The 25180-nt window shown below is 65.3% G+C and carries 29 protein-coding genes; 10 read left to right on the forward strand and 19 right to left on the reverse strand.

Going from position 1 to position 25180, the window contains the following annotated elements:
- Positions 1-7 precede the first annotated feature (7 nt).
- The 4 genes from IPM73_07200 to mltG are packed head-to-tail and all read right to left on the reverse strand — an operon-like array spanning position 8 to position 3007.
- Entirely contained in the window at positions 8-370 is a 363-nt protein-coding gene (locus tag IPM73_07200) for a PilZ domain-containing protein (GenBank protein ID MBK8917821.1), read from the reverse strand.
- The gene (gene holB / locus IPM73_07205; GenBank protein ID MBK8917822.1) at positions 367-1404 is read right to left on the reverse strand and encodes a DNA polymerase III subunit delta'; all 1038 of its coding nucleotides are present in this window, start codon (positions 1402-1404) and stop codon (positions 367-369) included. The genes IPM73_07200 and holB overlap by 4 nt, the downstream gene beginning before the upstream one ends.
- A complete protein-coding gene (locus IPM73_07210) occupies positions 1401-2015 on the reverse strand; it encodes a dTMP kinase (GenBank protein MBK8917823.1) in 615 nt (204 codons plus the stop codon). Before IPM73_07210 ends, holB begins: the two co-directional genes overlap by 4 nt.
- Complete coding sequence (gene mltG / locus IPM73_07215; protein MBK8917824.1) at positions 2012-3007, reverse strand: endolytic transglycosylase MltG; 996 nt, start codon at positions 3005-3007, stop codon at positions 2012-2014. The genes IPM73_07210 and mltG overlap by 4 nt, the downstream gene beginning before the upstream one ends.
- Positions 3008-3090: 83 nt before the next feature.
- Here mltG and IPM73_07220 point away from each other — a divergent pair, with 83 nt between their 5' ends.
- Both IPM73_07220 and IPM73_07225 read left to right on the forward strand, forming a co-directional pair.
- Entirely contained in the window at positions 3091-4107 is a 1017-nt protein-coding gene (locus IPM73_07220) for a folate-binding protein YgfZ (GenBank protein ID MBK8917825.1), read from the forward strand.
- Positions 4108-4125: 18 nt separating this feature from the next.
- Entirely contained in the window at positions 4126-4875 is a 750-nt protein-coding gene (locus IPM73_07225; GenBank protein MBK8917826.1) for an NRDE family protein, read from the forward strand.
- Here IPM73_07225 and IPM73_07230 read toward each other — a convergent pair.
- The 5 genes from IPM73_07230 to IPM73_07250 form a co-directional block, all read right to left on the reverse strand.
- Complete coding sequence (locus IPM73_07230; protein MBK8917827.1) at positions 4845-5327, reverse strand: L,D-transpeptidase; 483 nt, start codon at positions 5325-5327, stop codon at positions 4845-4847. The genes IPM73_07225 and IPM73_07230 overlap by 31 nt on opposite strands.
- Positions 5324-5830 (reverse strand): tRNA adenosine(34) deaminase TadA, encoded by a 507-nt coding sequence (tadA, locus tag IPM73_07235; GenBank protein ID MBK8917828.1) that lies wholly within the window; start codon positions 5828-5830, stop codon positions 5324-5326. Before tadA ends, IPM73_07230 begins: the two co-directional genes overlap by 4 nt.
- Positions 5831-6227: 397 nt before the next feature.
- Positions 6228-7319, reverse strand: a complete 1092-nt coding sequence (locus IPM73_07240) for an AI-2E family transporter (protein MBK8917829.1) — start codon at positions 7317-7319, stop codon at positions 6228-6230.
- A gap of 32 nt (positions 7320-7351) precedes the next feature.
- Positions 7352-7819, reverse strand: coding sequence for a cyclic nucleotide-binding domain-containing protein (locus tag IPM73_07245; protein MBK8917830.1), 468 nt, complete (start codon positions 7817-7819; stop codon positions 7352-7354).
- 251 nt (positions 7820-8070) lie between these two features.
- Positions 8071-8589: a superoxide dismutase family protein gene (locus IPM73_07250; protein ID MBK8917831.1), complete on the reverse strand. Its 519-nt coding sequence runs from the start codon at positions 8587-8589 to the stop codon at positions 8071-8073.
- Positions 8590-8710: 121 nt separating this feature from the next.
- Between IPM73_07250 and moaA the strand changes: the two genes are divergently transcribed.
- Positions 8711-9787: a GTP 3',8-cyclase MoaA gene (gene moaA / locus IPM73_07255; protein ID MBK8917832.1), complete on the forward strand. Its 1077-nt coding sequence runs from the start codon at positions 8711-8713 to the stop codon at positions 9785-9787.
- 55 nt (positions 9788-9842) lie between these two features.
- On the opposite strand, the gene IPM73_07260 is transcribed toward moaA, so the two are convergent.
- Both IPM73_07260 and typA read right to left on the reverse strand, forming a co-directional pair.
- The gene (locus IPM73_07260) at positions 9843-10682 is read right to left on the reverse strand and encodes a hypothetical protein (GenBank protein ID MBK8917833.1); all 840 of its coding nucleotides are present in this window, start codon (positions 10680-10682) and stop codon (positions 9843-9845) included.
- A gap of 145 nt (positions 10683-10827) precedes the next feature.
- A complete protein-coding gene (gene typA / locus IPM73_07265) occupies positions 10828-12672 on the reverse strand; it encodes a translational GTPase TypA (protein ID MBK8917834.1) in 1845 nt (614 codons plus the stop codon).
- Between the two features lie 189 nt (positions 12673-12861).
- Here typA and IPM73_07270 point away from each other — a divergent pair, with 189 nt between their 5' ends.
- On the forward strand, positions 12862-13674 hold the full coding sequence (locus IPM73_07270) for an NYN domain-containing protein (GenBank protein MBK8917835.1): 813 nt from the start codon (positions 12862-12864) through the stop codon (positions 13672-13674).
- A 12-nt stretch (positions 13675-13686) separates the two neighbouring features.
- Here the strand turns inward: IPM73_07270 and IPM73_07275 are convergent, their stop codons facing one another.
- The 3 genes from IPM73_07275 to IPM73_07285 form a co-directional block, all read right to left on the reverse strand.
- A complete protein-coding gene (locus IPM73_07275; GenBank protein ID MBK8917836.1) occupies positions 13687-14094 on the reverse strand; it encodes a type II toxin-antitoxin system VapC family toxin in 408 nt (135 codons plus the stop codon).
- Positions 14091-14345 (reverse strand): AbrB/MazE/SpoVT family DNA-binding domain-containing protein, encoded by a 255-nt coding sequence (locus IPM73_07280; protein ID MBK8917837.1) that lies wholly within the window; start codon positions 14343-14345, stop codon positions 14091-14093. The genes IPM73_07275 and IPM73_07280 overlap by 4 nt, the downstream gene beginning before the upstream one ends.
- An 80-nt stretch (positions 14346-14425) precedes the next feature.
- Entirely contained in the window at positions 14426-14818 is a 393-nt protein-coding gene (locus tag IPM73_07285; GenBank protein MBK8917838.1) for a group II truncated hemoglobin, read from the reverse strand.
- Between the two features lie 91 nt (positions 14819-14909).
- Between IPM73_07285 and IPM73_07290 the strand changes: the two genes are divergently transcribed.
- A complete protein-coding gene (locus tag IPM73_07290) occupies positions 14910-15293 on the forward strand; it encodes a hypothetical protein (GenBank protein MBK8917839.1) in 384 nt (127 codons plus the stop codon).
- Here the strand turns inward: IPM73_07290 and IPM73_07295 are convergent.
- On the reverse strand, positions 15248-17380 hold the full coding sequence (locus IPM73_07295; GenBank protein MBK8917840.1) for a YgiQ family radical SAM protein: 2133 nt from the start codon (positions 17378-17380) through the stop codon (positions 15248-15250). The two genes, IPM73_07290 and IPM73_07295, sit on opposite strands and share 46 nt — an antisense overlap.
- Positions 17381-17541: 161 nt before the next feature.
- Between IPM73_07295 and IPM73_07300 the strand changes: the two genes are divergently transcribed.
- The 3 genes from IPM73_07300 to IPM73_07310 are packed head-to-tail and all read left to right on the forward strand — an operon-like array spanning position 17542 to position 20980.
- Entirely contained in the window at positions 17542-17907 is a 366-nt protein-coding gene (locus IPM73_07300; protein ID MBK8917841.1) for an STAS domain-containing protein, read from the forward strand.
- Positions 17907-18866, forward strand: a complete 960-nt coding sequence (locus tag IPM73_07305; protein MBK8917842.1) for an MBL fold metallo-hydrolase — start codon at positions 17907-17909, stop codon at positions 18864-18866. The genes IPM73_07300 and IPM73_07305 overlap by 1 nt, the downstream gene beginning before the upstream one ends.
- On the forward strand, positions 18863-20980 hold the full coding sequence (locus IPM73_07310; GenBank protein MBK8917843.1) for a CHASE2 domain-containing protein: 2118 nt from the start codon (positions 18863-18865) through the stop codon (positions 20978-20980). The genes IPM73_07305 and IPM73_07310 overlap by 4 nt, the downstream gene beginning before the upstream one ends.
- Here the strand turns inward: IPM73_07310 and IPM73_07315 are convergent.
- Together IPM73_07315 and IPM73_07320 are read right to left on the reverse strand one after the other, a co-directional pair.
- The gene (locus IPM73_07315) at positions 20974-21558 is read right to left on the reverse strand and encodes an OmpA family protein (GenBank protein MBK8917844.1); all 585 of its coding nucleotides are present in this window, start codon (positions 21556-21558) and stop codon (positions 20974-20976) included. The genes IPM73_07310 and IPM73_07315 overlap by 7 nt on opposite strands.
- On the reverse strand, positions 21555-22013 hold the full coding sequence (locus IPM73_07320) for a FecR domain-containing protein (protein ID MBK8917845.1): 459 nt from the start codon (positions 22011-22013) through the stop codon (positions 21555-21557). Before IPM73_07320 ends, IPM73_07315 begins: the two co-directional genes overlap by 4 nt.
- A 25-nt stretch (positions 22014-22038) precedes the next feature.
- Here IPM73_07320 and IPM73_07325 point away from each other — a divergent pair, with 25 nt between their 5' ends.
- Positions 22039-22443, forward strand: coding sequence for an ATP-binding protein (locus IPM73_07325; GenBank protein ID MBK8917846.1), 405 nt, complete (start codon positions 22039-22041; stop codon positions 22441-22443).
- Positions 22444-22626: 183 nt separating this feature from the next.
- Here the strand turns inward: IPM73_07325 and IPM73_07330 are convergent, their stop codons facing one another.
- The gene (locus IPM73_07330) at positions 22627-23403 is read right to left on the reverse strand and encodes a ferredoxin--NADP reductase (protein MBK8917847.1); all 777 of its coding nucleotides are present in this window, start codon (positions 23401-23403) and stop codon (positions 22627-22629) included.
- A 99-nt stretch (positions 23404-23502) separates the two neighbouring features.
- Between IPM73_07330 and IPM73_07335 the strand changes: the two genes are divergently transcribed.
- Positions 23503-24429 (forward strand): LysR family transcriptional regulator, encoded by a 927-nt coding sequence (locus IPM73_07335; GenBank protein ID MBK8917848.1) that lies wholly within the window; start codon positions 23503-23505, stop codon positions 24427-24429.
- Between the two features lie 160 nt (positions 24430-24589).
- Here the strand turns inward: IPM73_07335 and IPM73_07340 are convergent, their stop codons facing one another.
- Positions 24590-25000 carry a DUF1311 domain-containing protein gene (locus IPM73_07340; GenBank protein ID MBK8917849.1) on the reverse strand — a complete coding sequence of 137 codons (411 nt, stop codon included), beginning with the start codon at positions 24998-25000 and terminating at the stop codon, positions 24590-24592.
- Positions 25001-25180 lie beyond the last annotated feature (180 nt).

The raw sequence follows: 25180 nt of genomic DNA on the forward strand, positions 1-25180 counted from the left end.
GGGCGGATCAGAGGGTGTGGGTCGGGCGGGAGGACTGCATGACCCCACCCAGAAGACCTTCGATTTTGCGCCGCGCTTCGACGCCACTTTCGTCGCTATTGAAATGAACGCCAATTCCCTGGGCACGGCCGTTCTGCGCCCCGGCAGGAGTCACCCAGACGACGGTACCGGCGATCGGTAGTTTGGCCGGGTCGTCCATGAGGGAGAGGAGCATGAATACCTCGTCGCCCAGGTTGTAGTTGCGGGTCGTGGGAATGAAGATGCCGCCATTGCGCAAATGGGGCATGAAGGCGGCGTAGAGGGCCGACTTGGAGTTGATGTTGAGCGACAGGACGCTCGGGCGCTGCGGAATCGGCTTGGCTTCGCTCATCGTCTTGGAGGGTTGGCGAAAAGACCGTGGTATTCGAGGAACAGGTTTTCGAGAAAGAGGCGACTGTTCAGGGGCTGCTCCACCTGGCGTCGGGACTCGACCAGGCGCCGATGGAAGCCGACCAGCCCGTGCAGGGAGAGCCGCTCGACCATGGACGCCATTGTAGCCTGATGCAGGACGAAATATCTCGCCGGCAAGCCACTGGCGGCCAGTGTGAGATCCACGATCCACTTCTGGGCAAATTCGACCACGTCGCGCAGGCCTGGGCTGCCCTTGCCATCCTTCAATAGGCGATCCAGGTCGGCGGCGGCCCCCAGGGGTTCACCATCGGGTGCCGCCAGGCGGTCTGCCAGCACGCCGATCCAGTCCCCCTGCCCCTTTGCCGCGAGTTCCCGGGCGAGAAAAGGTGCCCCCCCTGCCAGGGCAAGCCAGCGCCCGGGATCGGAAACTCCGGATTTTCCCAGGGCGTTCAGGGCGGCGCCGGGATCAGGGCGCGGCACGTTTTCAAGCTGGCAACGGCTGCGGATGGTGGGCAGGAGGCGGGTGGGTTCGTGGCTGACCAGCAGGAAGAGCGTTCCTGCACCCGGTTCCTCCAGGGATTTCAAGAGGGCGTTGGCGGTATTGCGGTTCATGGCCTCGGCGGGATGGACGAGGACGATGCGAGCCCCTGCCCGGTGGGCCCCGACGGCGAGGAATTCCTCCAAGCCCCGGACCTGGTCGATGGTGATTTGCTGGCTGGGTTTCTTTTTTTCGGCCTTCCCTTCGCTCTCGTCGTCGCCAAGAGCCAGGGCTTCGGGTTGCAAGAGGCGGAAATCCGGGTGGTTGCCCTGGGCCATCCAGCCGCAAGCCAGACATTGACCGCAGGCCAGGCCGTCCTGCCGGGGGCTCTCGCACAGCAGGCTGGCGGCGAAGGACTGGGCGAGCGCCAGTTTTCCCAGGCCCCGGGGACCGGCCAGAAGCAGGGCGTGGGGCAAGCGATCGCGCCGGGCGAGGAGGCGACACCAGACAGGAAATAGAATATCAATTGCGTTCATAAACATATTGATGCAACGATATCCTCAAGTACGTTCACAATTTCGTCTCGGGGGCGGTTGGCGTCGATGACGCGTATCCGCCCCGGGTGTGCAGCGGCCCGATCGAGGTAGGCTTGACGCACCCGACGGTGGAAATCCGCCTTCTCCTGCTCGAAGCGGTCGAGGCTGCGACTGGTCAGGGCGATGCGCTCCCGCGCCACCTCCAGCGGGAGATCGAAAAGCAGGGTGAGATCGGGCTGCAATGTTCCGTGCACCCAGTTTTCCAGGATCTGGATGCGGGCCCGGTCGAGGCCGCGGCCGCCCCCCTGATAGGCGTGGGTTGCGTCGGTGAAGCGGTCGCAGACCACCCACTCCCCCGCTGCCAGCGCCGGTTCGATGACCTGCGCCAGGTGCTCCCGGCGGGCGGCAAACATGAGCAGGGTTTCCGTCTCCAGGTGCATGGCCTGCCCCAGCAACAGTTCCCGCAGGCGCTCGCCGAGAGGGGTTCCCCCCGGCTCCCGGGTCACGCGAACGGATTTGCCCCGGTGGCGCAGCTGCTCGGCCAGCCATTCCACGTGGCTGCTCTTTCCGGCGCCGTCGATGCCCTCGAAGGTGATGAATTTGCCTTTCACTTGCCTCCCCGCTGGTAGCGATTGACGGCCCGGTTATGCTCCTCCAGGGTTCTGGAAAACTGACTGCTGCCGTCGCCGCGGGCCACGAAGTAGAGCGCGTCGCTGGCCGCAGGATGCAGAGTGGCCTGGAGCGAGGCCAGGCTGGGCATGGCGATGGGCGTGGGCGGCAGCCCGGGCCGGACATAGGTGTTATAGGGGCTGTCGGCAAGAAGGTCTTTCTTGCGCAAATTGCCGTCGAAGCGATCGCCCAGGCCGTAGATAACCGTGGGATCAGTCTGCAGCAGCATGCCGGAACGCAGGCGATTGATGAAAACCGCAGCGATGAGCGGTCTATCGGCGAGGCGTCCGGTCTCCTTTTCCACGATGGAAGCGAGGATGAGGGCCTCGTAGGGCGATTTGAGGGGCAGGCCGGGGGCCCGTTGCTCCCATTCGGCGGCCAGGCGGCGATGCATGGCGCGGTACGCTCGGGCCAAAAGGTCGAGGTCCGAGGACTGCTTGTCGAAGAGGTAGGTATCCGCAAGAAACAGACCCTCTCCACGGCGCGCGTCTATGCCCAGACGGGACAGCAGTTCGGCTTCGCTCAGTCCCTGGGATTCCTGGGCGAGGTCCGGATGGGCGGCGAGTTTCTCCCTCCACTGGCGCAGGGTGAGGCCCTCGACCAGGGTGAGTTCGCCCTGGGTGAACTGGCCCCGGGTCAGTTTGGCGAGGATTTCCCAGGGGGTAGCGCCGCGCTGGATGGAATAGCTCCCGGCCTTGATCGTCGTTTCAGCCCGCATGACCTTGGCCAGAAGCACCATCAGGTTCGGGTTGATCCTGACGCCGGCGTCGTTGATGAGGCCGAGCGCACTGCGCAGCCCCGTCCCGGCGGGAATACGGAAGTCCGCGGCCGTCTCGGCCGTGGCGACGGGGTGAGTCGCCCAGCGATAGAGGCTTCCGGCGATCACCGCCAATGCGATGAGGGCAAGAACGAGGAGGAATTGAAGGTGGCGCAAAGAGGGGCTCTGGGGCCGAGTCGGCGGCGACGGGCGATATAATAGCCCATCCCCTCCACCCCACCGCGAGACCCCGAACCACCATGAATTCCCCCTGGCGCCCCATTCTGGAAACCGCCGGTGCCGTCTGCGGCCCGGACTCGAACGAGATCGACCACTTTGGCGACGCTGCCGCGGAAAGCGCCGCCGCCCGGGATGCAACGGTCGTCGTTCCCCTCCTGCATCTTGGCGTCATCGGCATCGAGGGCGACGACGCCAAGTCCTTCCTCCACAACCAGTTGACCAGCGACATCAACCATCTGGGCGAGGCCGGCGCCCAGCATTCCGCCTGGTGCACCGCCAAGGGGCGCATGCTGGCGAGCTTTCTCGTCTGGCGCCAGGGCGAGGGCTACTGTCTGGCCATGGCCGCCGAACTGGTGAGCGACCTGGCCAAGCGCTTCCGCATGTACATCCTGCGGGCCAAGGCCGGCGTGACCGACCTGTCCGGGACGACGCTGCTCATCGGCCTGAGCGGTCCCAAAGCAGCAGAAGCCTTGAGGGCTGCCGGATTGCCTCAGCCTGAGGGCGTTCTGGGGGTGGCCGCAGGCGGCGAAGCACGGGTGCTGCATCTGGACGCGGATCGTTTCGTGGTGGCGGTTCCCGAACCGCAGGCAGCGGCAGTGTGGGCCGCCCTCGCCGCCATCGCCCGGGCGGCCGGAACCAGCGCGTGGCGCTGGCTGGATGTCCGCGCAGGACTTCCCCTGGTCACCGGGGCCACGCGGGAGGAATTCGTGCCCCAGATGGCCGATTTCGAGAAGATCGGCGGGGTAAGCTTCCACAAGGGCTGCTATCCGGGGCAGGAAGTCGTCGCGCGGACCCAGTATCTGGGCAAAGTCAAACGCCATCTCTACAGGGTGTCCTGCGCTGCACCGCTGGTGGCCGGGGGCGACCTGCATTCACCGGACAATCCCGATCAGGCCAGCGGCAAGATCGTGCTGGCGGCGCCCTCCCCTGACGGTGGCTACGAAGCCCTGGCCGTGGTGCAATCCAATTTCAGCAGCAATCTCCGCCTGGGTTCCCTGGAAGGTATTCCCGTCGAGGCCGTCGCCGTCAATTCCTGAGGGATTGGCGCGCTCTGCATGTGCCTCATCCTTGTCGCCTGGCAGCAGCACCCGGATTTTCCCCTGGTGGTTGCGGCCAACCGGGATGAGTTCCACGCCCGGCCGACCGCTGCCGCGGCGGCCTGGCCCGAGGGGCAGAGCGTCATCGGCGGCCGGGATCTTGAAGCCGGAGGCAGTTGGCTTGGGTTTTCGAGCGGAGGACGCTTTGCGGCCGTCACCAATGTGCGCGAACCTGGACGCCCACGCGGCCCCTATTCCCGTGGCTGGCTGCCCCGGGACTTCCTGCTGGGCGCTGAAGGGGCCTGGACTTACGGCCAGACCGCGGCGGGGCGCGAAACTTCCGGATTCAATCTGCTGGTCTGCGATTTCCGCGATCTCGTGTATTGCTCCAACCGCGACGGTCCGGCACGAAAACTGGCGCCGGGCATTTACGGCGTATCCAATCACCTCCTCGACACGCCCTGGCCCAAGCTCACAGCGGCCAAGGCCGCTTTTGCGGCAGCCCTGGCGAATTTGCCCGATCGCGAGCGGTTCTTTGCACTTCTGGCGGATCGGGAAATCGTTTCTGACCGGTACTTGCCCGCCACCGGGGTATCCCTCGAATGGGAGCGCCTGCTGTCGGCCATCTTCGTCCTGTCGCCCACCTACGGCACGCGGGCCTCGACGGTGGGCATGGTGACCCGCTCGGGAAGCGCCCTCCTGGAAGAGCGCAGTTTCGATTGCAGCGGCCAGCTGCTTCAGTCTTCGCTGATCTCGACCGGCGTATAGACGGGCACCCGGTCGAACAGATCGACCACGTCGGCATTGCGCATGCGGATACAGCCGTGGGAGCCTGGCCGGCCCATCTCGGCGCTGTCCGGGCTGCCGTGGATATAGATGTAGCGGCGCATGGTGTCGCAGGAGCCCAGCCGATTGCGGCCGGGTTCGCAGCCGGAAAGCCACAGAATACGGGTGAGAATCCAGTCGCGGTCCGGGTAGGCGGCGGCCAGATCGGCGCTCCACAACTCCCCCGTCGGCCGGCGGCGCACGAATACCGTGTTTTCCGGGCAGCCATCGCCAATCTTGGCCCGGATCAGGTGCCGACCCCGCGGAGTGCGGTAGCTGCCGGGCGTCTCCCCTACCCCGGCTTTGGCCGTGGACACCTCATAGCGGCGGATGAGCTTGCCCTGGGCATCGATCAGGCAGAGGCTTTGTTGCGCGACGGAAATGAAGATTCTCATGGCGCCTTGTTGCGACGTGCGGCAAAGAAGCCCGAAAGCAGGGCCGCGCATTCCTCGGCCAGCACGCCTCCTTCGACTTCGGTGTGGTGATTGAGGCGTTCGACGGCAAAGAGGTCGATCACGCTGCCATGGACGCCCGTCTTTGGATCCCGGGCACCATAGACCACGCGGGCGATGCGGGCGTGCATGATGGCTCCGGCGCACATGGCACAGGGCTCCAGCGTGACGTACAAGGTGCACCCCGGCAGCCGGTAGTTGCCGAGTTGCTGCGCGGCATCGCGCAGGGCCGCGATCTCTGCATGGGCGGTGGGGTCTTTGCCGCCGATGGGGGCGTTGTACCCCCGTCCGACGATCAGGCCGTCCCGAACCACCAGGGCACCGACCGGCACCTCTCCCTGTTCCTCCGCGGTTTGCGCGAGAACGAGGGCCTGGCGCATGAAGGCCAGGTCGTCGGGCACGCCGCTTCGGGCCGTCGAAGGCGTGGCGGAAACGGTCTCTTGCATTGCAACAGCTCCCTCTCTGTCATTTTCTGCCAGCGATAAAGGAACTGCTTGGGAGCTGCACGACGGAAATGCCCTTCCTGCCATGATCTTCTCCATCAAATCCGTTTCAATCCAGATGGTTGCAGGGATTTCCGTCTTCGTTGGCGTAAATTCGGGCCTGTCCGGCCTGTGGATAATTTTGTGGATTTCTACTTGACGGCGGGTATCAATACGCTCTGTCAATTCCGGCAAATTCCGCAATGCGTCGCAGCAAATTCATTTAAATATATTTATAATCAAAATATTGCGCAACTTATGTGATGTTCTACTTTAGATAAAGAAACGGCCTGGGCTGATTTGCCGGGCAGGTCGCGAATTTGTGTATAAGTCAAGTCTTGACAGTCGCGGGCAGTATCGGTCAAGCCCGCAGGTCCGTGGTGACCGAAGCCTGGCGAAGCTGCTTTGCGTGGCGATGGCGCGCCCGCAGACGGGGATCGGTCAGCACCAGACCCAGGGTTTCGCCGAACACCATGGCCACCCCCAGGACGGGCAGCACCAGCATCAGCCCTGGAACGCCGGCGACGGCGCCCCCCACGAAGATCATCAGGACGGTCAGAAGCGGATGCATGTTGAGGCTCTTGCCCACGGTCATGGGCATGAAGACGAAGTCGTCCAGCAGGCGCACGACAATGAAGAGCCCGACCGCCGCGTAGGCCACCTCGGGCCGCCCGGGGAAATCGGTGGCTGCGACCAGGACGACCAGGACACAACCCAGGATAGAACCAATGTAGGGGATCCAGGCGAGCACAGCGGTCGCCAGGCCGAGCAAGAGCGCCCCCGAGATGCCGATCACCCACAGGCCGATAGCGAGGCAGGCGGCATCGAGCAGGGTGAGCTGCATGAGTCCGACGAAATACAGTCTTGCGGTGCGGTCCACCTGATCGAGAAGGTAGAGCGTACGCTCGAAAAAGGCGTTGGGGACGGCGCGGCCGAGGAAGCGCTTGAAGCGCCAGCCGTCGCGTAACATGAAGAAGGCCAGGAAAGGCGCCAGGAGCAGTGACGGTGCCCAAGCCGCCAGACCGAGGGCGAATTCCCCGAGATACTTCTGGGCGAACTTGTCCGAATGTTCGGAAACCTGACGCGCCAGTTCCTCGCTGACCCGCGCCTGGGCCAGGATGGCGATACGTCCTTCGAGTTGTTGCAAGGTCGCGGTCACCAGGCTGAGGCCACCTTCGAGATAGCGCAGGGACGATTCCTGCCAGGTTACGGCGTGGGCGGCAACGCCGGGAAGCAGAAGGACGAAGCCCAGTGCCAGGGCAAGAAAGGCCGATCCCGCCACCAGGCCCGCCGCGCCATCATGAGAAACACCGGCCATGAGCAGACGGTGTTTCAGGGGCAACAGCAGGTAGTAGATGATCAGGGCGAGGATGAAGGGGACGACCAGCCAGAGGATTTTCTGGAAGAAGAAGAGCACCGCGCAGGTGGACGCGATGACGCCGACCCAGACGATGGGGCCGGAGCGATATTCGTCCGCCTCGGGAATCACCCGGTCGCCCCGTTGCCCGCCACCATCAGGCGCAGGCGCTGGCCGAGGTGGCGCGCCAGGGCTATGGCGATATGGCTCGCGATGTGGGCGTGGGATTGCAGCAGACGCTCGAAATCGCCCCGGAAGAGCACGGCGATTTCGGTTGTGTCCGCCGCCCGGGCCTGGGCCGAGCGGGGAGAATCGTCCAGCAAAGCCAGTTCGCCAAAGAAATCGCCGCTGCCCAGGCGGGCGATCGGCCGGTCGGCCTGCCCCTGGCGGCAGATGAGAACGCTGCCGCTGGCGATGACATAAAGCGCCTGCCCCTCCTCGCGCTCATCGAAAACGACTTCCCCGGCCAGGTAGCGCCGATCGTGCATGAAGCCTTCCACGATTTTCAATTCGCCCAGACTCAGGCCGGCGAAGAGGGCTGAACGGCCCAGGCGGTTGGACATAGCGGATTCAGCGGGGCGAAGGAAGCCGAACATGGGGGTCAAGGCCCGCAGGCGTGGTGGGGACGGCGAATTCTACCGCCCCGCCCTGGGGGCGTCATGCTTTCCTGAGCTTCCAGTCGGGATCAGCGCCTGTGCGTTTTTCGAGCGCACCCCGTCGCCGCGCACAGGCGAGCACGATCAAGGCGCAAAGCACAGCCACAGCCGGCGCCAGGGCGAACTTGGGCTACCCCGAGCGGGAGCGGTTGAGCGCGGTGGGCGGAGGGAAACCGAATTTTCACCGGCTCTCAGCGCGCGGCGATGACCCCGCAAGCCACCCGCGGTCCGGAGTTGCCCGCCGGCTGGCTCTTGAAATCGTCGGGACCGGCATGGACGATGACCGATCTGCCGACGACGCTGGCGTCACCGGAGGAGACGCTGAGGGCCGTGGTGGTGGCGCTCAGGCGAGCCACGCCGGAGGCGTCCGCCATCAATTGGGGAAGGTCCCCCGCATGGTGCTCGCCGTGACCCGGATGACCATGGGCCTTGCCGCCCGGGTTGAAGTGACCGCCGGCACTGGTGCCATCAGGAGCGCTGCAATCGCCTTTTTCGTGCACGTGGAAGCCGTGGGGCCCAGGTGATAGACCGGATACTTCCGCCGTCACCCGGACCTCCCCATTGCTTTCGACAAAACTGACCGTTCCGGCCACCGTGTTGCCCCGCGTCGCGGCCAGGGACGCGCCCGCCGTCGGCGAGGAGCCGCCGCTCGTGGCACAGGCGGTGAGCAGGGTTGCCGCAAGGAGCGGCACGACGTTGAGTGGTCGCATCATTTCTTGATTTCTCCTATTGTGGGATCGTTGGCCGGGAACCGATAATCGCCAGCCGCGTCAACCATCGACAGCGGCGAATCTCAACCGTTCAGCGCCTTTTCCACGGCTTCCGCACCCCATGCACAACGAAACCCTAAATCCGGAATCTGTCCCCGTCGATCTGGCGCGCTTCGCGCCGACTTCAACCCGGGCGACGTCGATCCATCCCCAGGGCACCCTGGTGGATAAGTATGGGCGGCGGATCACCTACGTGCGCCTCTCCATCACCGACCGCTGCGATTTCCGCTGCACCTACTGCATGGCTGAGGAAATGACTTTCCTGCCGCGGGCGGAGGTCATGAGCCTGGAGGAATGCCTGCGCCTGGCCGGTATTTTTGCCGGCCTGGGGGTCAGCAAGCTGCGCATCACCGGGGGAGAGCCCCTGGTGCGCAAGGATGTCCTGTGGCTGATCGAGCGCCTGGGCGCCCTGCCCGGCCTGGACAATCTGGTCATCACCACCAATGGCTCCCAACTCGACCGCTTTGCTGGGCCACTCAAGGCTGCCGGCGTGCGGCGCATCAATATCAGTCTGGACACCCTGAAGCCGGAGCGCTTTCGTGCCATCACCCGCATCGGCGAACTGCACAAGGTGTTGCGGGGCATCGAAGCGGCGCGGACGGCAGGTTTTAGCCGCACCAAGCTCAATGCGGTCATGATGCGGGGCGTGAACGACGACGAGTTTCCCGATCTGGTGGAATTCGCCCTGGAGCGGGGCCTCGATATTTCCTTCATCGAGGAAATGCCCCTGGGCGATATCGAGGGCCGCAGCAAGGTCTACATCAGTTCGGACGAAGCCCTGGAACGTCTGGGGCGGCGTTTCCAGTTGGTGCCTTCGACCGAAAGCAGTGGCGGTCCGGCGCGCTATTGGCGCATCCCCGGCAGCGAAACGCGGCTGGGCTTCATCTCGCCCCACAGCCACAACTTCTGTGATACCTGCAATCGGGTCCGTATCACGGCCAAGGCCGAGTTGTACCCCTGCCTGGGCCAGAACGATGCCATCAACCTGATGCCGCTGCTGCGCGACCCCGCCGTGGGGGACGAAGGGGTGCGTCAGGCCATCGTCGATTGCATGGGAATCAAGCCTCTGGGGCACGATTTCACGGCCCAGATGGATGCCCCCAAGGTCGTCCGTTTCATGTCCATGACCGGCGGTTGAAGTCGGTTTCCCTTGCGGCGGTGCAGGCACCGTCGGCAGTCCAGCCAATTCCCGGTCAGAACACCGGGACTCCCATCGTTTGCAGGGCCCGATTCAGTTGGGCGGAAGCCTTCTCCATCAGGGAAACGGCGTCCCGGTGACGCCCCGCCTGAGCGTGAGCTTCGGCTTCGGAGCGTAAGCGTCGCGCTTCGGCGGAAAAGCCGTCCACCAGGGCGCGACGGTCGCCTTCCGCCCTGCCCTCGCCGGCCAGCATACCCACCATCATCTGGCTGCTCTCGAAGCGTTTCTGTTCGTAGGCGTATTCCTCGACCGGACTGGCAAAGCGCAGGGCCATCACCACTTCCTGGCCGGCGCGTAAGCGGGCGAGTTCGCCGACGGCCAGCTTGTACGCTTCGCCAAGGATACGGTTGGCCTCGGAAAGGCGGGCGGCCCCGGCTTCGCGGCGCGCTTCCGCCGCGTGGGCGTCGATCCGTGCGAGGAGGCCCCGGGCCGCCGCCGCCAGCTTGGGATCGGCCAGCAGGTCCTCGATGGAAGCCCGATACGTGGCCACCTGCTCCACCAGATTTTGGTGGGCGAGGGCCAGAGCGCTGTCGGGAAGCGAGGTCTCCGCAACTGGCCGGCGAGCCGCGGCAGATGAACGTAAGACTTCATCCAGGGTGCGGGCGGCGTCGTCAGGGCGATTGGCCGCCAGCGCCTCGCGGGCGCTCGTCAGAGCCTTGCCCCCGCGCTCTGCCATGCCGCCGGTGTCCGCTTTGGCCGAGGGCGACGCAAGCAGCATTTCCAGCAGGCGCATCTTCTGTTCCACCAGTTTGCGGGATTCGTCACCTGCCTGGCTTTGGGCGGCGGTTGCCAAGGCCGAGCAGGCCAGCACCAAGCCGTACCGGATGATCCACATTCCGCGCTTCATCGCTTGCCCCTTCGCCGAGATGGTGGCGAAAAAGCAAGAATCAGGCCTTTGGGAGGCCTGAATGAACCGTTTCAGCTGCTAAAGCGCCCTGCACGGCTTTCACGGCAGACTGGCAGAACGTGCCCCGCGAAGGTCAGACCCCTTCGCGGGAAGCGCGCTTGCGCTCGATCTCGGTCAGATAGCGCTTGCGGATGCGGATGGACTTGGGGGTCAGTTCCACCAGTTCGTCGTCGGCAATGAATTCCACCGCCGCTTCCAGGCTCAACTGGATGGGGGGAACCAGACGCACTGCTTCGTCGGTGCCGGAGGCGCGCACATTGGTCAATTGCTTGCCCTTGATGGGATTGACCACCAGGTCGTTCTCCCGGCTGTGGATGCCGATGATCATGCCCTCGTAAAGCTTTTCGCCCGGGCTCACGAACATGCGGCCCCGATCCTGCAACTTCCACAGAGCGTAGGCGACAGCGTCGCCATTGTCCTGGGAGATGAGCACGCCGTTGCGCCGCTCGGCGACGCCGCCATCCTTGACCGGGGCGTACTCGTCGAAGACGTGGCTGATGAGGCCCGTACCCCGGGTCAGGTTCATGAATTCGCCCTGGAAGCCGATGAGTCCCCGGGCCGGAATGCGGTACTCGATGCGTACGCGGCCTCGGCCATCGGGCACCATGTCCTGCATGTCGCCCCTTCTCAGGCCCAGGCTTTCCATCACCCCGCCCTGGTGCTCCTCTTCCACGTCTACGGTGAGGAACTCGTAGGGCTCGCACTCGACGCCGTCGATGACCTTCTTCACCACCCGGGGACGGCCCACGGCCAGTTCGTAGCCTTCGCGGCGCATGTTTTCCAGCAGGATGCCCAGATGCAGTTCGCCACGGCCTGCCACGTCGAAGACATCGCCGTTGGCGGTGTCATGGACCCGCAGGGCCATGTTGGTCAGGAGTTCCTTGTGCAGCCGGTCGCGGACCTGGCGGCTGGTGACGAATTTGCCCTCGGTTCCAGCCAGCGGGCTGGTATTGACCATGAACTGCATGGACAGCGTCGGCTCGTCGATCTTCAGAAGCGGCAAGGTTTCCGGCTGCTCAGGGTCGGTGACGGTGCAGCCCAGGACCAGGTCCTCGATGCCGGTGATCTGCACGATGTCACCGGCCAGGCCTTCATCGAGCTCCACCTTGTTGAGGCCCTTGAAGCCGAACACCTGACCGATCTTGGCCTTGACCGGGGTGCGCTCGTGCTCGAGCGCCTCTTCCTCGGTGCCGTACATGACCAGGACCTGCTGGCCGGTCTTGACCCGGCCGCGCTTGATGCGGCCGACACCGATGCGGCCGACGTAGGAGGAATAATCCAGAGCGGAAATCTGCACCTGGAGGGGCGCGTCGACGTCGGCGTCGGGGGCAGGCACATGGGACAGCACGGTTTCGAACAGGGGCTTCATGTCGACCCGGGGCTGGTCCAGTTCCATGGCCGCCCAGCCGTTGAGACCGGAGGCGTAGACGATGGGGAAGTCGAGTTGCTCGTCGGTGGCGCCCAGCTTGTCGAAGAGGTCGAAGGTCAGATTGACGGCGTTGTCCGGATCGGCACCGTCGCGGTCCACCTTGTTCACCAGGACGATGGGCCGCAGCCCCAGGGCCAGCGCCTTCTTGGTGACGAAGCGGGTTTGCGGCATGGGGCCTTCCACCGCATCCACCAGCAGCACCACGCCGTCGACCATGCCCAGCACGCGCTCCACCTCACCGCCGAAGTCGGCGTGACCCGGGGTGTCGACGATGTTGATGTGGATGCCTTCGTAATCCACCGCCGTATTCTTGGCCAGGATGGTGATGCCCCGCTCCTTTTCCAGGTCATTGGAGTCCATGACCCGCTCATCCACCTGCTGGTGGGCGGCAAAAGTGCCGGATTGGCGGAGAAGCTGGTCGACCAGGGTGGTCTTGCCGTGGTCGACGTGGGCGATGATGGCGATATTGCGGATAGGGCGGGCGGGCATGGGCGGGGCCTGAAAATTCAAAACCTGCGATTCTACCATGTGGTGTTGCAGCGCAGCAGGGTGAATCCGAATGGAGGACAGATCGGTGGCGTTTTTCCAGGAAGACACCGCCCCGAGGAACGGCCATGATGCGAGACTGTCAATTGGGGCACAATTCGCCTGGCCATCCTGGAGGCATACCACTTCAAAATGAAAACCGACCTGCCTAACTTTGCCTTGCTGATCGATGCCGACAACGACACACCGAACATCGTCGCCCCGATCATTGAGGAAATCACGCGCGACGCGCGCCTATCGGTACGCCGCGTCTACGGTGACTTCACCACGCCACAGCTCGCGAAGTGGCGCGAAAGTCTCTCCCGTCACGGCATCCACCCGATCCAGCAATTCCGCAATACCGTCGGCAAGAACGCGAGCGACAGCGCATTGATCATCGATGCGATGGATCTGCTGCATGGCCGGCGACTGGACGGATTCTGCCTGGTCAGTAGCGACGGCGATTTCACCCGCCTCGCCACCCGTATTCGCGAAGATGGCCTCACCGTCATAGGCTGCGGCCGCACGCATGCACCGAAATCATTCGTCAGCGCCTGCGAGCGCTATATCTACGTCGAGAATTTGAGCTTCATCCCAGAAGTGAAATCCGCTGCAGAGGAAGCTGCCATTCCGCCATCTGACGCACTCCAGAACCCCAAAAAGGGCTCATCGCCTGGTGCAAAAACCCATCCTCCCGCAACCGAGGCCCCAGCCCCTGAGTTGCCTGTGCTAAGAAAACTGCTACAGCGCGCCTACACCAATGTTGCCGACGAAGATGGCTGGGCGCTTGTTTCCCGCATCGCCGTCTACTTGCGCGCCAATCACAGCGATTTCGACCCGCGCAGCCATGGGGCCGCCAATTTCATCAAGCTGCTGCAAGCCTGTGGCGGCTTTGAGCTCAAGCAGCGCCAGCAAGGCAATGGCACCGCCCATTTCTGCCGTCCGGCCCCCGTTTCTGCACTCTAGACCGCCATCCCCTCACCCCACCCAGTCCACCAAGCGCAGGCCGGCGACCCGCTCGAATTCGCGCGTGTTGTGCGTCACCAGTGTGGCGTCCTCTGCCAGGGCATGGCAGGCGATCCACAGATCGTTGGCGCCGATTGGCGTGCCGGCGTCCTTGAGGCGGGTGAATTGCTCGGCGTAATGACGGCAGATGGCCGGCCCCGCCGGGTAGAGCACTGGAACTTGTCGAGCCAGGACATCCAGGCGGCGGTGCACTTCGGGCTTGCGGCTGCTGCGTTCGGCCCCCTTGAGCAATTCGGCCCAGGTCACGAAGGACATGTGCAGCGTGTCGTCGTCAGCCAGCGTATCCACGCGCTGGGCAATTTCCGGTGGCCTGTGCTTGATCAGGTAGATCAGGATATTGGTGTCAAGCAGGTAATTCACAGGGATTCCCTGTCCTGCATGGCCTGAGGAGTCTGCTGCTCGGCCTCCAGAGCCGCGACGAAGTCAGCGTCGAAGCCCCGCAGCGCTTGCAGTAACGCCGTGCCCCGTTCGGCCCGCAGGGGGTGGAGCACCAGGTCGCCTTGCTCGTTGCGAAAGATATGCACCCGGTCCGTGTCGAGGCGCAACTCAGCAGGGATACGAACGGCTTGACTGTTGCCGTTCATGAAAACGCGCGTCGTAAGGGGATCCATTGGGGCTCCGTGTATGTACGATTGTGTACCTATTCTAAGCGGAGCCGGGCGGCTCTGGCAAGCCAGCGACTCCCGTCCGTTCAATCCGGCTTATTGCGCATGAAATCAGCGGTCTGGAAGAAATTCTGCAGGAGTTTCTGGCGCAAGCCTTCCTCGATGCCGACCTCCTCCATGGCCAGGACCATGCATGCCACCCACTGGTCGCGTTCCTTGCTGCCGATGGCGAAAGGTGTATGGCGTGCCCGCAGGCGGGGATGGCCGAATTTTTCCACGAAGAGGTTCGGTCCGCCCATCCAGCCGGAAAGGAACATGAACAGCTTGTCCCGGGACGACGTCAGGTCGTCAGGATGCAGGGCGCGCAATTCCCGGAACTGGGGAACGGATTCCATCAATTGGTAAAAACGCTCGGTGAGGCGCGCGACGCCGGCTTCGCCGCCGATCAGGTCGTAGGTGGTGGTACGGGGAGTGGTCATCAGGAAAAATCCAGGGCTGGGGGTCGGGGGAGTTTACCGCGTCCCGCGCTGGGTGCTAGATTGCCCTGCACCGCCACCCCCGGAGATTGCCATGACCGCCGCCCGACTCATCGGTTTGCTCGTCTTCCTGATCGGCGTCCTGTCCGGCGCACTGCTGGTCGCCCTGCCCTTCGTCGCCGCCGTCGAAGCCGATCCGCTCGTGATGGGCCTCCTCTTTACGGTCTGCCTGGCCTTCGGGCTGCCGCTCTACGCCTCCGGCAGCGGCCGGGTCGAAGCGCTGCGTATCGCGGCGGCGGCGCTTCTCGGGCTGGGCGTGTTTTCCTTGCTCGGAATTTTCGTGGACGGGACGGGACTCCTGGCCGCCCTGCGGCCCCTCTACGTGCTGTGGCTGATGGTTCCCGCCGGGCTGCTGGGCGGCCTGCTCCTCAACTATTTCGCGGGTGCCCTGGAGCGCGTCGATCCTGCGCCCCGCTGAGGCCTGACGGGCGTCGTGCGGCCTGCGGGCAGGCCCGTCCCTGCCGGCTGCCAGGCCGGGATCAAGTGCTTCTTGCCGTTGCCGATGAGGTCGGCCCGCCCCATGGCCTTGAGGGCGTCACGCAGGAGGGGCCAGTTTTCCGCATCGTGGTAGCGCAGGAAGGCCTTGTGCAGCTTCCTTTGGCGGGCGTTGCGCACGGCGCCGACGCTTTCCCCGCCCTGGCGCTGCAGCTTTTTCAGCGGGTTGCGCTCGGTGTGGTACATGGTGGTGGCCAGCGCCATGGGCGTGGGCAGGAAGGTCTGCACCTGGTCCAGGCGGAAGTTGTTGCGCTTCAACCATAGCGCCAGGTTGAGCATGTCCTCGTCGGTGGTTCCCGGGTGGGCGGCGATGAAATAGGGGATCAGGTACTGTTCCTTGCCCGCCTCCCGCGAGAAACGCTCGAAAAGCTGCTTGAAGCGGTCGTAGGCGCCGATGCCCGGCTTCATCATCTTGGACAGGGGCCCGGCCTCGGTGTGCTCCGGCGCGATCTTGAGATAGCCGCCCACGTGGTGGGTGACCAGCTCCCGGATGTACTCCGGCGAGCGCACGGCCAGGTCGTAACGCAGGCCGGAGCCGATCAGTACCTTCTTCACCCCCGGCAGGCTGCGGGCCTTGCGGTAGAGCGATATCAAGGGATCGTGGTCGGTCCCCATGTTCTCGCAGATGTCGGGGTAGACGCAGGAGAGCCGGCGGCAGGCGGCCTCGATCTTCTCGTCCTTGCACTTCAGGTGGTACATGTTGGCCGTAGGGCCGCCCAGGTCGGAGACGATGCCGGTGAAACCCGGCGTCTTGTCCCGCATTTCCTCGATTTCGCGCAGCACGGACGCTTCCGAACGGCTCTGGATGATGCGCCCCTCGTGTTCGGTGATGGAGCAGAAGGTGCAGCCTCCGAAGCAGCCGCGCATGATATTGACCGAAAAGCGGATCATCTCCCAGGCTGGAATCTTGGCCTCGCCGTAGGCCGGATGGGGGCGGCGGGCGTAGGGCAGCTCGTACACCCGGTCCAGTTCCTCGGTGGTCAGCGGGATTGGGGGTGGATTGAGCCAGACATCCCGCTCCCCGTGGGCCTGCACCAGGGCCCGGGCGTTGCCGGGGTTGGATTCCAGATGGAAGGTGCGGGAGGCGTGGGCGTAGAGGACGGGGTCGTCTTTCACCGCCTCGTAGGACGGCAGGCGCACGACCGTATGGGCACGGCGGTCGCGGCGGGCGGCCAGGCGCTGGTCGCGGCTCATGAGCCGCACCACCTGGGCTTGTCCGGCATCCGCCGGAGCTGACGTGGCGGGCGTCATGGCGTAGGGGTCGGGGTGATGGCCCACCGGTCCCGGCGCGTCGACCGCCGTGGAGTCCAGTTCCTCCCATTCGTCGCAAGGCCGCCAGCCCGGCCGCACCATGAAGGCCGTGCCGCGGATGTCGCGTAACTGTTCGATGGCCTCGCCCTTGGCCAGACGATGGGCCACCTCCACCAGCGCCCGCTCGGCATTGCCGAACAGCAGCAGGTCGGCCTTGGCGTCCGGCAGCACGGAACGGCGCACCTTGTCCGACCAGTAGTCGTAGTGGGCGATGCGGCGCAGGCTGGCCTCGATGGAGCCGATCACCACCGGCGTGCCGTAAAAGGCCTCGCGGCAGCGCTGGGCATAGACCGTCACCGCCCGGTCGGGGCGCTTGTTGGCCTCGGCGTTGGGGGTGTAGGCGTCGTCGGTGCGGATCTTGCGGTCGGAGGTGTAGCGATTGACCATGGAATCCATATTGCCGGCGGTCACCCCGAAGAACAGATTGGGCTTGCCCAGGCGCTTGAAATCCGCCGCCGAGTGCCAGTCCGGCTGGCTGATGATGCCCACCCGGAAGCCTTGAGCCTCCAGCAGCCGCCCCACCAGGGCCATGCCGAAGCTGGGATGGTCGATATAGGCATCGCCGGTCACCAGGATGACGTCGCAGGAATCCCAGCCCAAAGCCTCCATTTCCGCCCGGCTCATGGGCAGGAAGGGCGCCGGACCGAAGCGGTGCGCCCAGAATTTGCGGTAGGAGAAAAGCGGTGCGGGGAATGGCATGGACCGACGACTCGGCGTTGCGGGGCGCCATTTTCGCACGTCCGCCCCCTTTCCGCCCGGCGGGCCCCTTGGCATAATCGGCCAACCTTCTTTTGGCCAGCCCCCATGCTCCTGCACCCGTATTCCCGCCTGTCGTGGCGAACTTTCCCGAGCGATCGGCCATGAGCGAGGCCAGGATTGCCCTGCTGCCCGTCCGCGTCGTGGCCGGCGTCACGGTCGCCTCGCCCCAGGGGCGTATCGACCACGCCAGCGCGCCGCGCCTCGACGCCAGCCTGGAACCGCTCCTCAAGGGCTGCCGGGCGGGGGGGCCGCCCCTGCTGCTCGATCTTTCCGGAGTCGAGTACATCAGCAGTATGGGGCTGCGGGTCCTGGTGGTCGCTTCCCGCACGGCCAATGCCCAGGGGGGAAAGTTTGCCGTGGCCGCCTTGCAGCCCCTGGTGCAGGAAGTCTTCTCCATCGCCCGCCTCAACCTGATGATGCCCTGCTACCTGGACGTCGACACGGGCTGCGCCCAATTGAGCGCATGATGCGGGTCGTCTTCTGGGGGACACGGGGCTCCATGCCCGTCGCACTCACCGCCGCCGACCTGCGGGCCAAGATCATCGCCGCACTCATCGCCGCCCGGGGTCGCGATCTGCCGGATACGGCCGCGGTTTCAGCCTTCGTCGATAGCCTGCCCTTCGCCACCGCCGGCACCTTTGGCGGCCACTCGTCCTGCGTCGAAATCGTGGGCGGGGGCGCCGAGCACATCGTCTGCGACCTGGGCAGCGGCGTCCGGCCCCTGGGTCAGTCCAAAATGGCCACCTATGGTGCAGCGCGGCCTCAGCTCTACCACATCTTCCTGTCCCACCTGCACTGGGATCACCTGATGGGCTTTCCCTTCTTCGCCCCGGCCTACATTCCGGGCAACCGCATCGTCATCCACGGCTGCCATGCGGAAATGGAGGAAGCGGTGCGCCTGCAGTTCGCCCAGCCCTGTTTCCCGGTCGGATTCGAGACCCTGGGCGCCACCATCGAATTCGACACCCTGCTTCCCGACCAGGCGCACCAGATCGCCGGCTTCAACGTGACCCCCAAGCGCCAGCTCCACGGCGGCGATTCCTATGGCTACCGCTTCGAGCGTTTCGGCCAGGCCGTGGTGTATTCGACCGATTCCGAGCACAAACTGGAAGACGCCGCGGAACGCCAGGGGTTCGTCGATTTCTTCCGCGGGGCCGATCTGGTGGTCTTTGACGCCATGTATTCCCTGGCCGAGGCCGCCTCGGTCAAGGCCGACTGGGGGCATTCGAGCAACGTGGTCGGGGTGGAGCTCTGTCTCGCGGCCGGCGTCCGCCGCCTCGCCCTCTTCCACCACGAGCCGATCCACGACGACACCCGTCTGCAGAAACTCCTGGCCGAGACCCGGCGTTTCGAGGAAATCACCCGGGAAGACCGCCGGCCCCTGGAAGTGCTGTCCGCCTACGATGGGCTGACGGTGGAGCTGTGACGGCGGGCGCCCTCGCACGCTTTTTCCTTGCTCAACGGGGCCGCAGCCTCGCCGCCGCCTTCCTCGGGGTAGCCGTCCTGCTGGTGGTGCAGGCCGACCAGGCCCCGCTCCTGCCCCTGCGCCACCTTCTATTCGACAGCTATCAGCGGGTCTTTCCCCGCGAACGCCCCGATCCGGTGGCGATCCTGGTGGATATCGACGAGGCAAGCCTCGCCCGCCATGGCCAGTGGCCCTGGCCGCGGGATCTCATGGCGACACTCCTGGATCGCATTCTGGAGGCCCAGCCCAAGGCGGTGGGCTTCGACATCCTCTTCGCCGAGCCCGACCGTCTCGGGCCGGAGGCCCTGGCCCGCCGCTACCCCCAGTTGCCGGCCCGGGTTCTGGGCTCCCTGCCCGATCCCGACCTTGCCCTGGCCGAAGCCCTGGGCCGTGGCAGAACGGTTCTGGCCCTCAGCGGCGAGTCGGATGCGGGGCCCGGAACCCACGTCCCGGCGAGGAGTCTCGTGCTGCGGGGCTTCGACGCGGGCGTCGCCCTGCCGGCCTTCCCCGCCGCCATAGGCAGCATCGACCTGCTGGAGCAGGCGGCAGGTGGTCTGGCCCTCATCAACGCGCCGCCGGATCAGTCCGGGCGGGAGGTGGAGCGCGGCGTCCTGCGTCGGGTGCCCCTGGTGGCCGAAGTAGGGCCATCGCGCCTCGCCACCCTGGGCGTGGAGCTGGTGCGTCTCGGCACCGGCTCGCCCATTCTGGACGTCAGAACGGATAGCCACGGAATCACGGCAATCCGCGTCAAGGGGCATAGCCTCGAAACCCTCCCCAATGGCGATCTGGCGCTGCATTTCGGGCGGCCGGCGCACGACCGCCACGTCTCGGCAGCCGCGCTGCTCGCGGGCGACGCCGACCTGGAAATGCTGCACGACAAGTACGTGATCGTCGGCTTCACCGGCCTCGGCCTGCTCGACAACGTCGTCAATCCCCTGGGAGAGAAGACCCCCGGCGTCGACGTGCATATCCAGGTCATCGAAAGCCTGCTCACCGGAGATTCCCTGCGCCGCCCCTGGTGGATGGCGCGCCTGGAACTCGCCGCCCTGGTGGCCTTTGGCATCGGCCTCATCCTGGCTGTCCCCGTCCTGCGCCCCGCCTACGCCGCGGGACTCGGCGCCCTCGCCGCCACCCTGCTCACCCTGGCGGGCTTCGTGGCCTTCCGCTGGGGCAACTGGTTGTTCGATTCCGCCACCATCGTCACCCTGCTCAACCCCATCTTCATCACCCTGATCGGCAACAGCCTGGTCGAAGCCGACCAGAGACGTCGCCAGGCCGAGGCGGAACTCAACGCCAGTCGCGAATCCGCCGCCCGGGTGGCCGGCGAACTCGACGCCGCCCGGCGCATCCAGATGGGGCTCCTGCCCGATCCGGCGACGGTCTTTGCGGGGGATTCCCGCCTCACCGTCGCGGCCCTGCTCGAACCGGCCCGGGCCGTGGGCGGCGACTACTACGAATGTTTCGCCATGGATTCCCGCCACGCCTGTATCGCCATCGGCGACGTGACCGGCAAGGGGGTGCCTGCCAGCCTGTTCATGACCATCGCCAAGACCCTCACGGGAGCCATGGTGCGCCGGGTGCCGGATCTCGGCGACGCCCTGCGCCAGGCGGAGGTCGAGCTCTCCCGCCACAATCCGGAAATGCTTTTCGTCACCGCCTTCGTCGCCGTCCTCGATCTGCAAACCGGAGAACTCGCCTGCGTCTGCGCCGGCCACGATGCGCCCATCCTCAAGCGTGGTCATGAACTCCTGCGCCTCGACCTGGGCGAGGATTGCGGCCCGCCCGTGGGCGCCTGCGGCAACTACCCCTTCGTCGCCGCACGCCGCAGCCTGGAGCCGGGCGATCTGGTCTGCCTATTCACCGACGGGGTGACCGAAGCCCAGGACGGGCAACGTTTCTACGGGAGCTTCCGGCTGCTGGCTGCCGTCTCCCGCCTTGCGGCGGATGCCGATCCGGCCACCGCCGTCGCCGCCATCCGCGACGACGTGCGCCGCTTCGAGGCGGGGCGCCCCGCCGCCGATGACCTCACCCTCCTGGCCCTGCGCTGGAACGGCCCCGGAAGCGGTTTTCAGTAAACGCTGATTTCGACCCGCCGATTGCGCGGTTCGGGCACTTCGTCGGCGGTGGGCACCAGGGGATCGCGCTCGCCGCGGCCGGCCACTGCGATGAGTTCTTCCTTCACCCCGGCGGCCACCAGGGCTTCACGCACCGCTTCTGCCCGCTTGCGCGAGAGGGCGTCGTTATCGGCCAGGTTGCCGACCCGGTCGGCGTGGCCGATGATCTGCACGTCCGGTGCGGCGCGGCCGGCGATCTGCGCCTTGACGCGCTCGAAACTGGCCAGGGATTCCGGCGTGAGGGTGTCCGACCCCTCCAGGAAATACACCAGGAAGCTCACCGGCCGTTCCGGCAGGGCCGCCAGGGTGGCGCCATAGGATTCGCCCACCTCGCCAGCGGAAGACTCGGCGCGGGAGAGCACGAAGGGACGGCGCACCGTGGCGGCGTAGGGACGGTCGAGACGCTGTTCCACCCCGTTCCAGGTCACCACCACTTCGCTGGGGCGCCCGTCGGAGGAAGGCAGGAGCACCACGCGCTCGCTGGCGCAGCCGGCCAGGGCCAGGGCCGCTGCGGTCAAAGCCATCCGGCCGTGCATCATGGCGACTCCTCCGCGGACCCGCTCACGTCGATGATGAATTCGGTTCCCCGCACGCCAAGGATCGAGGTCGGCGTGCGGAAACGCACGGACTGGGGCGATTCCTTGGCCAGCTTGCCGGAGACCACGGCGACCTTGCCCTTCTGGACGGTCGCTTCCAGCTCGCCGGCGTGGGTCGTGCTGTCGAAGACGTAGCGGTCGAGAACCAAGAAGGCGTTGGGGCCCGCCGACAACTGGGTGTTGTCGCGCAGGGTCAGGCCCATCACGCCGTCCCGGCCGGTGCGCAGGCGGTCATTGACTTCTACCGCCGTCCCCGCCGGAGCCGGCATGCGCACGCCGCCCCGTTCGACGGTGACGTCGCCCCGGCTGGTCTTGATGCGGCCGGCGTATTCGCCGGCCTGGAGCGAAAAGGCCGGCAGGGCAAAAAGCACGGCTACCAGGCAATGTGTTTTAATCATGGCTCTCTCCCGGAATACACGAGGCATGGGCAGCCATTCTACGGAAATTTCGGTTCCTGCGCGCTGGACAGAGTTCCCGCGCCTGGTCGCTGCGACGGACGCCTGGGCCGCCGCGGCGGGCTTCGCGGGGCTTCCCGTGCAACGCCTGCAACTCGCTCTGGAAGAGTTGTTCACCAATACCCTGGAGCACGGCTTCGGCGCCGAGAACGATAGCCGAGTCAGCCTCGCCCTTTCGATGGAAGGCAGCAGGCTGACCCTGCGTTACCGTGACGCGGCCCCCCCCTTCGACACCAGCCTTACCCGGCCCCAGGTGCCGGACGAACTGCGGGTCGGCGGCTACGGCCTCAACGTCCTGCGCACCATGGCCCATGCCTTCCGCTACCGGCGGGTGGCGGGCGCCAATGAGACCGAGATCGAGTTCCTTCTCTGAGAGGCTGTGAAAATTTCGTTCACCCCCGCTCGTCATGCGCAACTGCGCCCGCTCGGCGTTGCAAATGCTCGCCATAGCCCGAGCTATGGCGGTGCTTTGCGCCTTGATCGCGCACACTTGCGCACACCGCTCGGGCGCGCCCGAAAATTTCACAGCCTATGAGCGGCCGACTGGCGCCCCGCCCTATTTCTCGACGAAGGCCCGCTCGATGACGTAGTCGCCCGCATCGCCGATGTGGCGGGACATGCGGAATCCGCGCCCGTCGAGCAAGGCGCGGCAATCGGCCAGCATGGCGGGGCTGCCGCAGAGCATGGCGCGGTCCTCCACCGGGTTCAGGGCAGGCTGGCCGATGTCCGAGAAGAGCTTGCCGCTTTCCAGCAGCTCGGTGATGCGCCCCTGGTTGGGGAAGGACTCCCGCGTCACCGTGGGGTAGTAGATCAGCTTCTCCCGCACCGCCTCGCCGATGAAGTCCTGCTGCGGCAGGCTCTCGTTGAGAAAATGCCGGTAGGCGAGTTCAGCCACCGTGCGAGCGCCATGGACCAGGACGACGGTTTCGAAACGCTCGTAGATTTCCGGATCGCGGATCACGCTCAGGAAGGGCGCCAGACCGGTTCCCGTGGCAAAGAGAAAGAGACGGCGGCCGGGCAGGATATCCCGCAGCACCAGGGTTCCCGTCGGCCGCCGCCCCACCAGGATGGGGTCCCCCGGCTGCACGTTCTGCAGGTGGGTGGTGAAAGTGCCGTCGGGTACCTTGATACTGAAGAACTCCAGGTAGTCCGCGTAATTGGGGCTGGCCACGCTGTAGGCCCGCGTCACCGGCCGGCCGCCGACATCCAGCCCCAGCATGAGGAACTGGCCGTTCTCGAAGCGCAACCCGGGGGAACGGGTGGTGCGGAAACTGAACAGGCCGTCGTTCCAGTGATGGACGCCGAGGACTTCTTCGATGCCGTAGGGGGCCATGGCAGGCTCCAGGAGAGGATGGAAAACGCCCCCACTCTAGGACTTCGCAATCGATCGGACAATCGGATAATATCGATACAAATAATCCACAAAATCGATATGCACCATAGCTACCGTCAACTCGAAGTCTTCGTCGCCACCGCCCGGGAAGGCAGTCTCTCCCGCGCCGCCCAGGCCATCGCCCTCTCCCAGTCCGCCGCCAGCACCGCCCTGGGCGAACTGGAGCGGCAATTCGGCGCCCTGCTCTTCGACCGCATCGGCAAATCCCTGCGCCTCAATGCCCTGGGCACCCAACTTCTGCCCCGGGCGGTGGCCATCCTGGATCAGGCCGGGGAACTGGAAGACCTCCTGGCCGGCGGCGCCGGTTTCGGTCGCCTTCGGGTCGGCGCCACCCTGACCATCGGCAATTACCTCGCCGTGCTCGTGGTGGCGGAATTCCTGGCCCGCCACCCGGACAGCCGGGTCCATCTGGAAGTACGCAACACAGCCACCATCGTGCACGACGTCGCCAACCTGGACCTCGATCTGGGCCTCATCGAAGGCCAGTGCAATGATGGAGCGGTCCTCACCGAACCCTGGGTGGACGACGAACTGGTCGTCTTCGCCCGCCCCGACCATCCCCTCGCGGGCCAGGGCGCCATCCCCCTGGACGCGCTCCTGCGCCAACCCTGGATCCTGCGCGAAGCCGGCTCCGGCACCCGCCAGGCGGTGGAACAGGCCCTGCGGGAACGCTTTTCCGCCCTGACCGTGCGCATGGAACTGGAACACACAGAAGCCATCAAGCGCGCCGTGGAAGCCGGCCTGGGCGTCGGCTGCATCTCCCGCCTCGCCCTGCGCGACGCCTTCCGGCGCGGCAGCCTGGTCCCTCTGGAATGCCCGCAACTCGACCTCCGCAGAGGCTTCCACTTCGTGTGGCACCGCCAGAAACGGCAAAGCGCCGCGGCGAAGGAATTCGTCGCCCTGTGCCGCTCCCTCACCGCCGGCGCGGAGCGCAGCGATCAGATCGTGCTGCCGGCGGCGCCTTGATTGACACGTAAGCCTCCGGAAAGCCCAGCCCCCAGGGCAGGCCACCCCACCCATCTCCGGCCAGGGGAACAACAAGGTATTTCCAGGGAAACGATCCGGGCTTGTTCAACAACCGGTTCAGATCGTGGCTCGCTTCGCGATCACGATCTAACCTAATTCGTTAGGGGCAGTCATCCGTTGTGCACTTGAGATATACCTTAAAGTCATCAATGCGTCTCTTTGTATAGAACTCCATGCAACCAAATTGATGAAATGGCCATATAGAGCCGGATTCATTATCTAGGCCGGCTTCATATAGACAAACCTTATCTCTGAACGTGAGCCATGCGCGTTGAGCGTCGCGGAAGCGCTTCTTACTAGCGGGTGATTTGGCGCTTGCCAATTTTTCTTTGTATAGCTCGTTCATTTCAGCGTCCGCTTCGGCAAACTTGAAGCTGGCACAATGATTGACTTCAAGCATAGGGGCGCCGTTATCACAATCTCTGTTGATGTGGGTGTCATCGGCCCAAACCGTCGTGGTGCCGAACAGCGTCAAAGAAATTGCAACTAGCGTGGCATGGTGAGTACGCATGGTTTGCCCCTAACGAGGCTGTAGAAAAACCCATTTTTCCAACCCCTGCCCCGCATTGGCAGGATTTTTTGCAGGCGGGTGGCGGCCGGTTGGAATCCGGGGTGAAGCGGTGGAAATGCTGATCGCGAGCCAGCGGCGGGGGCCGGAAGGCGGTGCTTGGGAGATTGGGGAGAAGTCACG

This window comes from Betaproteobacteria bacterium (assembly GCA_016720065.1).
Classification (GTDB): Bacteria; Pseudomonadota; Gammaproteobacteria; order Burkholderiales; family Rhodocyclaceae; genus SSSZ01.

Coding starts and splice junctions, on each gene's coding strand:
- IPM73_07250 (MBK8917831.1), bottom strand. CDS start 8,589: ATGCGACCACTCAACGTCGTGCCGCTCCTTGCGGCAACCCTGCTCACC.
- IPM73_07245 (MBK8917830.1), bottom strand. CDS start 7,819: ATGTTCGGCTTCCTTCGCCCCGCTGAATCCGCTATGTCCAACCGCCTG.
- IPM73_07220 (MBK8917825.1), top strand. CDS start 3,091: ATGAATTCCCCCTGGCGCCCCATTCTGGAAACCGCCGGTGCCGTCTGC.
- IPM73_07315 (MBK8917844.1), bottom strand. CDS start 21,558: ATGATGCACGGCCGGATGGCTTTGACCGCAGCGGCCCTGGCCCTGGCC.
- IPM73_07280 (MBK8917837.1), bottom strand. CDS start 14,345: ATGGATCCCCTTACGACGCGCGTTTTCATGAACGGCAACAGTCAAGCC.
- tadA (MBK8917828.1), bottom strand. CDS start 5,830: ATGCAAGAGACCGTTTCCGCCACGCCTTCGACGGCCCGAAGCGGCGTG.
- IPM73_07230 (MBK8917827.1), bottom strand. CDS start 5,327: ATGAGAATCTTCATTTCCGTCGCGCAACAAAGCCTCTGCCTGATCGAT.
- IPM73_07260 (MBK8917833.1), bottom strand. CDS start 10,682: ATGTGGATCATCCGGTACGGCTTGGTGCTGGCCTGCTCGGCCTTGGCA.
- IPM73_07330 (MBK8917847.1), bottom strand. CDS start 23,403: ATGGCCCCCTACGGCATCGAAGAAGTCCTCGGCGTCCATCACTGGAAC.
- IPM73_07335 (MBK8917848.1), top strand. CDS start 23,503: ATGCACCATAGCTACCGTCAACTCGAAGTCTTCGTCGCCACCGCCCGG.
- IPM73_07305 (MBK8917842.1), top strand. CDS start 17,907: ATGCGGGTCGTCTTCTGGGGGACACGGGGCTCCATGCCCGTCGCACTC.
- IPM73_07285 (MBK8917838.1), bottom strand. CDS start 14,818: ATGACCACTCCCCGTACCACCACCTACGACCTGATCGGCGGCGAAGCC.
- moaA (MBK8917832.1), top strand. CDS start 8,711: ATGCACAACGAAACCCTAAATCCGGAATCTGTCCCCGTCGATCTGGCG.
- IPM73_07325 (MBK8917846.1), top strand. CDS start 22,039: ATGGGCAGCCATTCTACGGAAATTTCGGTTCCTGCGCGCTGGACAGAG.
- IPM73_07270 (MBK8917835.1), top strand. CDS start 12,862: ATGAAAACCGACCTGCCTAACTTTGCCTTGCTGATCGATGCCGACAAC.
- IPM73_07340 (MBK8917849.1), bottom strand. CDS start 25,000: ATGCGTACTCACCATGCCACGCTAGTTGCAATTTCTTTGACGCTGTTC.
- typA (MBK8917834.1), bottom strand. CDS start 12,672: ATGCCCGCCCGCCCTATCCGCAATATCGCCATCATCGCCCACGTCGAC.
- IPM73_07295 (MBK8917840.1), bottom strand. CDS start 17,380: ATGCCATTCCCCGCACCGCTTTTCTCCTACCGCAAATTCTGGGCGCAC.
- holB (MBK8917822.1), bottom strand. CDS start 1,404: ATGAACGCAATTGATATTCTATTTCCTGTCTGGTGTCGCCTCCTCGCC.
- IPM73_07300 (MBK8917841.1), top strand. CDS start 17,542: ATGAGCGAGGCCAGGATTGCCCTGCTGCCCGTCCGCGTCGTGGCCGGC.
- IPM73_07225 (MBK8917826.1), top strand. CDS start 4,126: ATGTGCCTCATCCTTGTCGCCTGGCAGCAGCACCCGGATTTTCCCCTG.
- IPM73_07320 (MBK8917845.1), bottom strand. CDS start 22,013: ATGATTAAAACACATTGCCTGGTAGCCGTGCTTTTTGCCCTGCCGGCC.
- IPM73_07200 (MBK8917821.1), bottom strand. CDS start 370: ATGAGCGAAGCCAAGCCGATTCCGCAGCGCCCGAGCGTCCTGTCGCTC.
- IPM73_07290 (MBK8917839.1), top strand. CDS start 14,910: ATGACCGCCGCCCGACTCATCGGTTTGCTCGTCTTCCTGATCGGCGTC.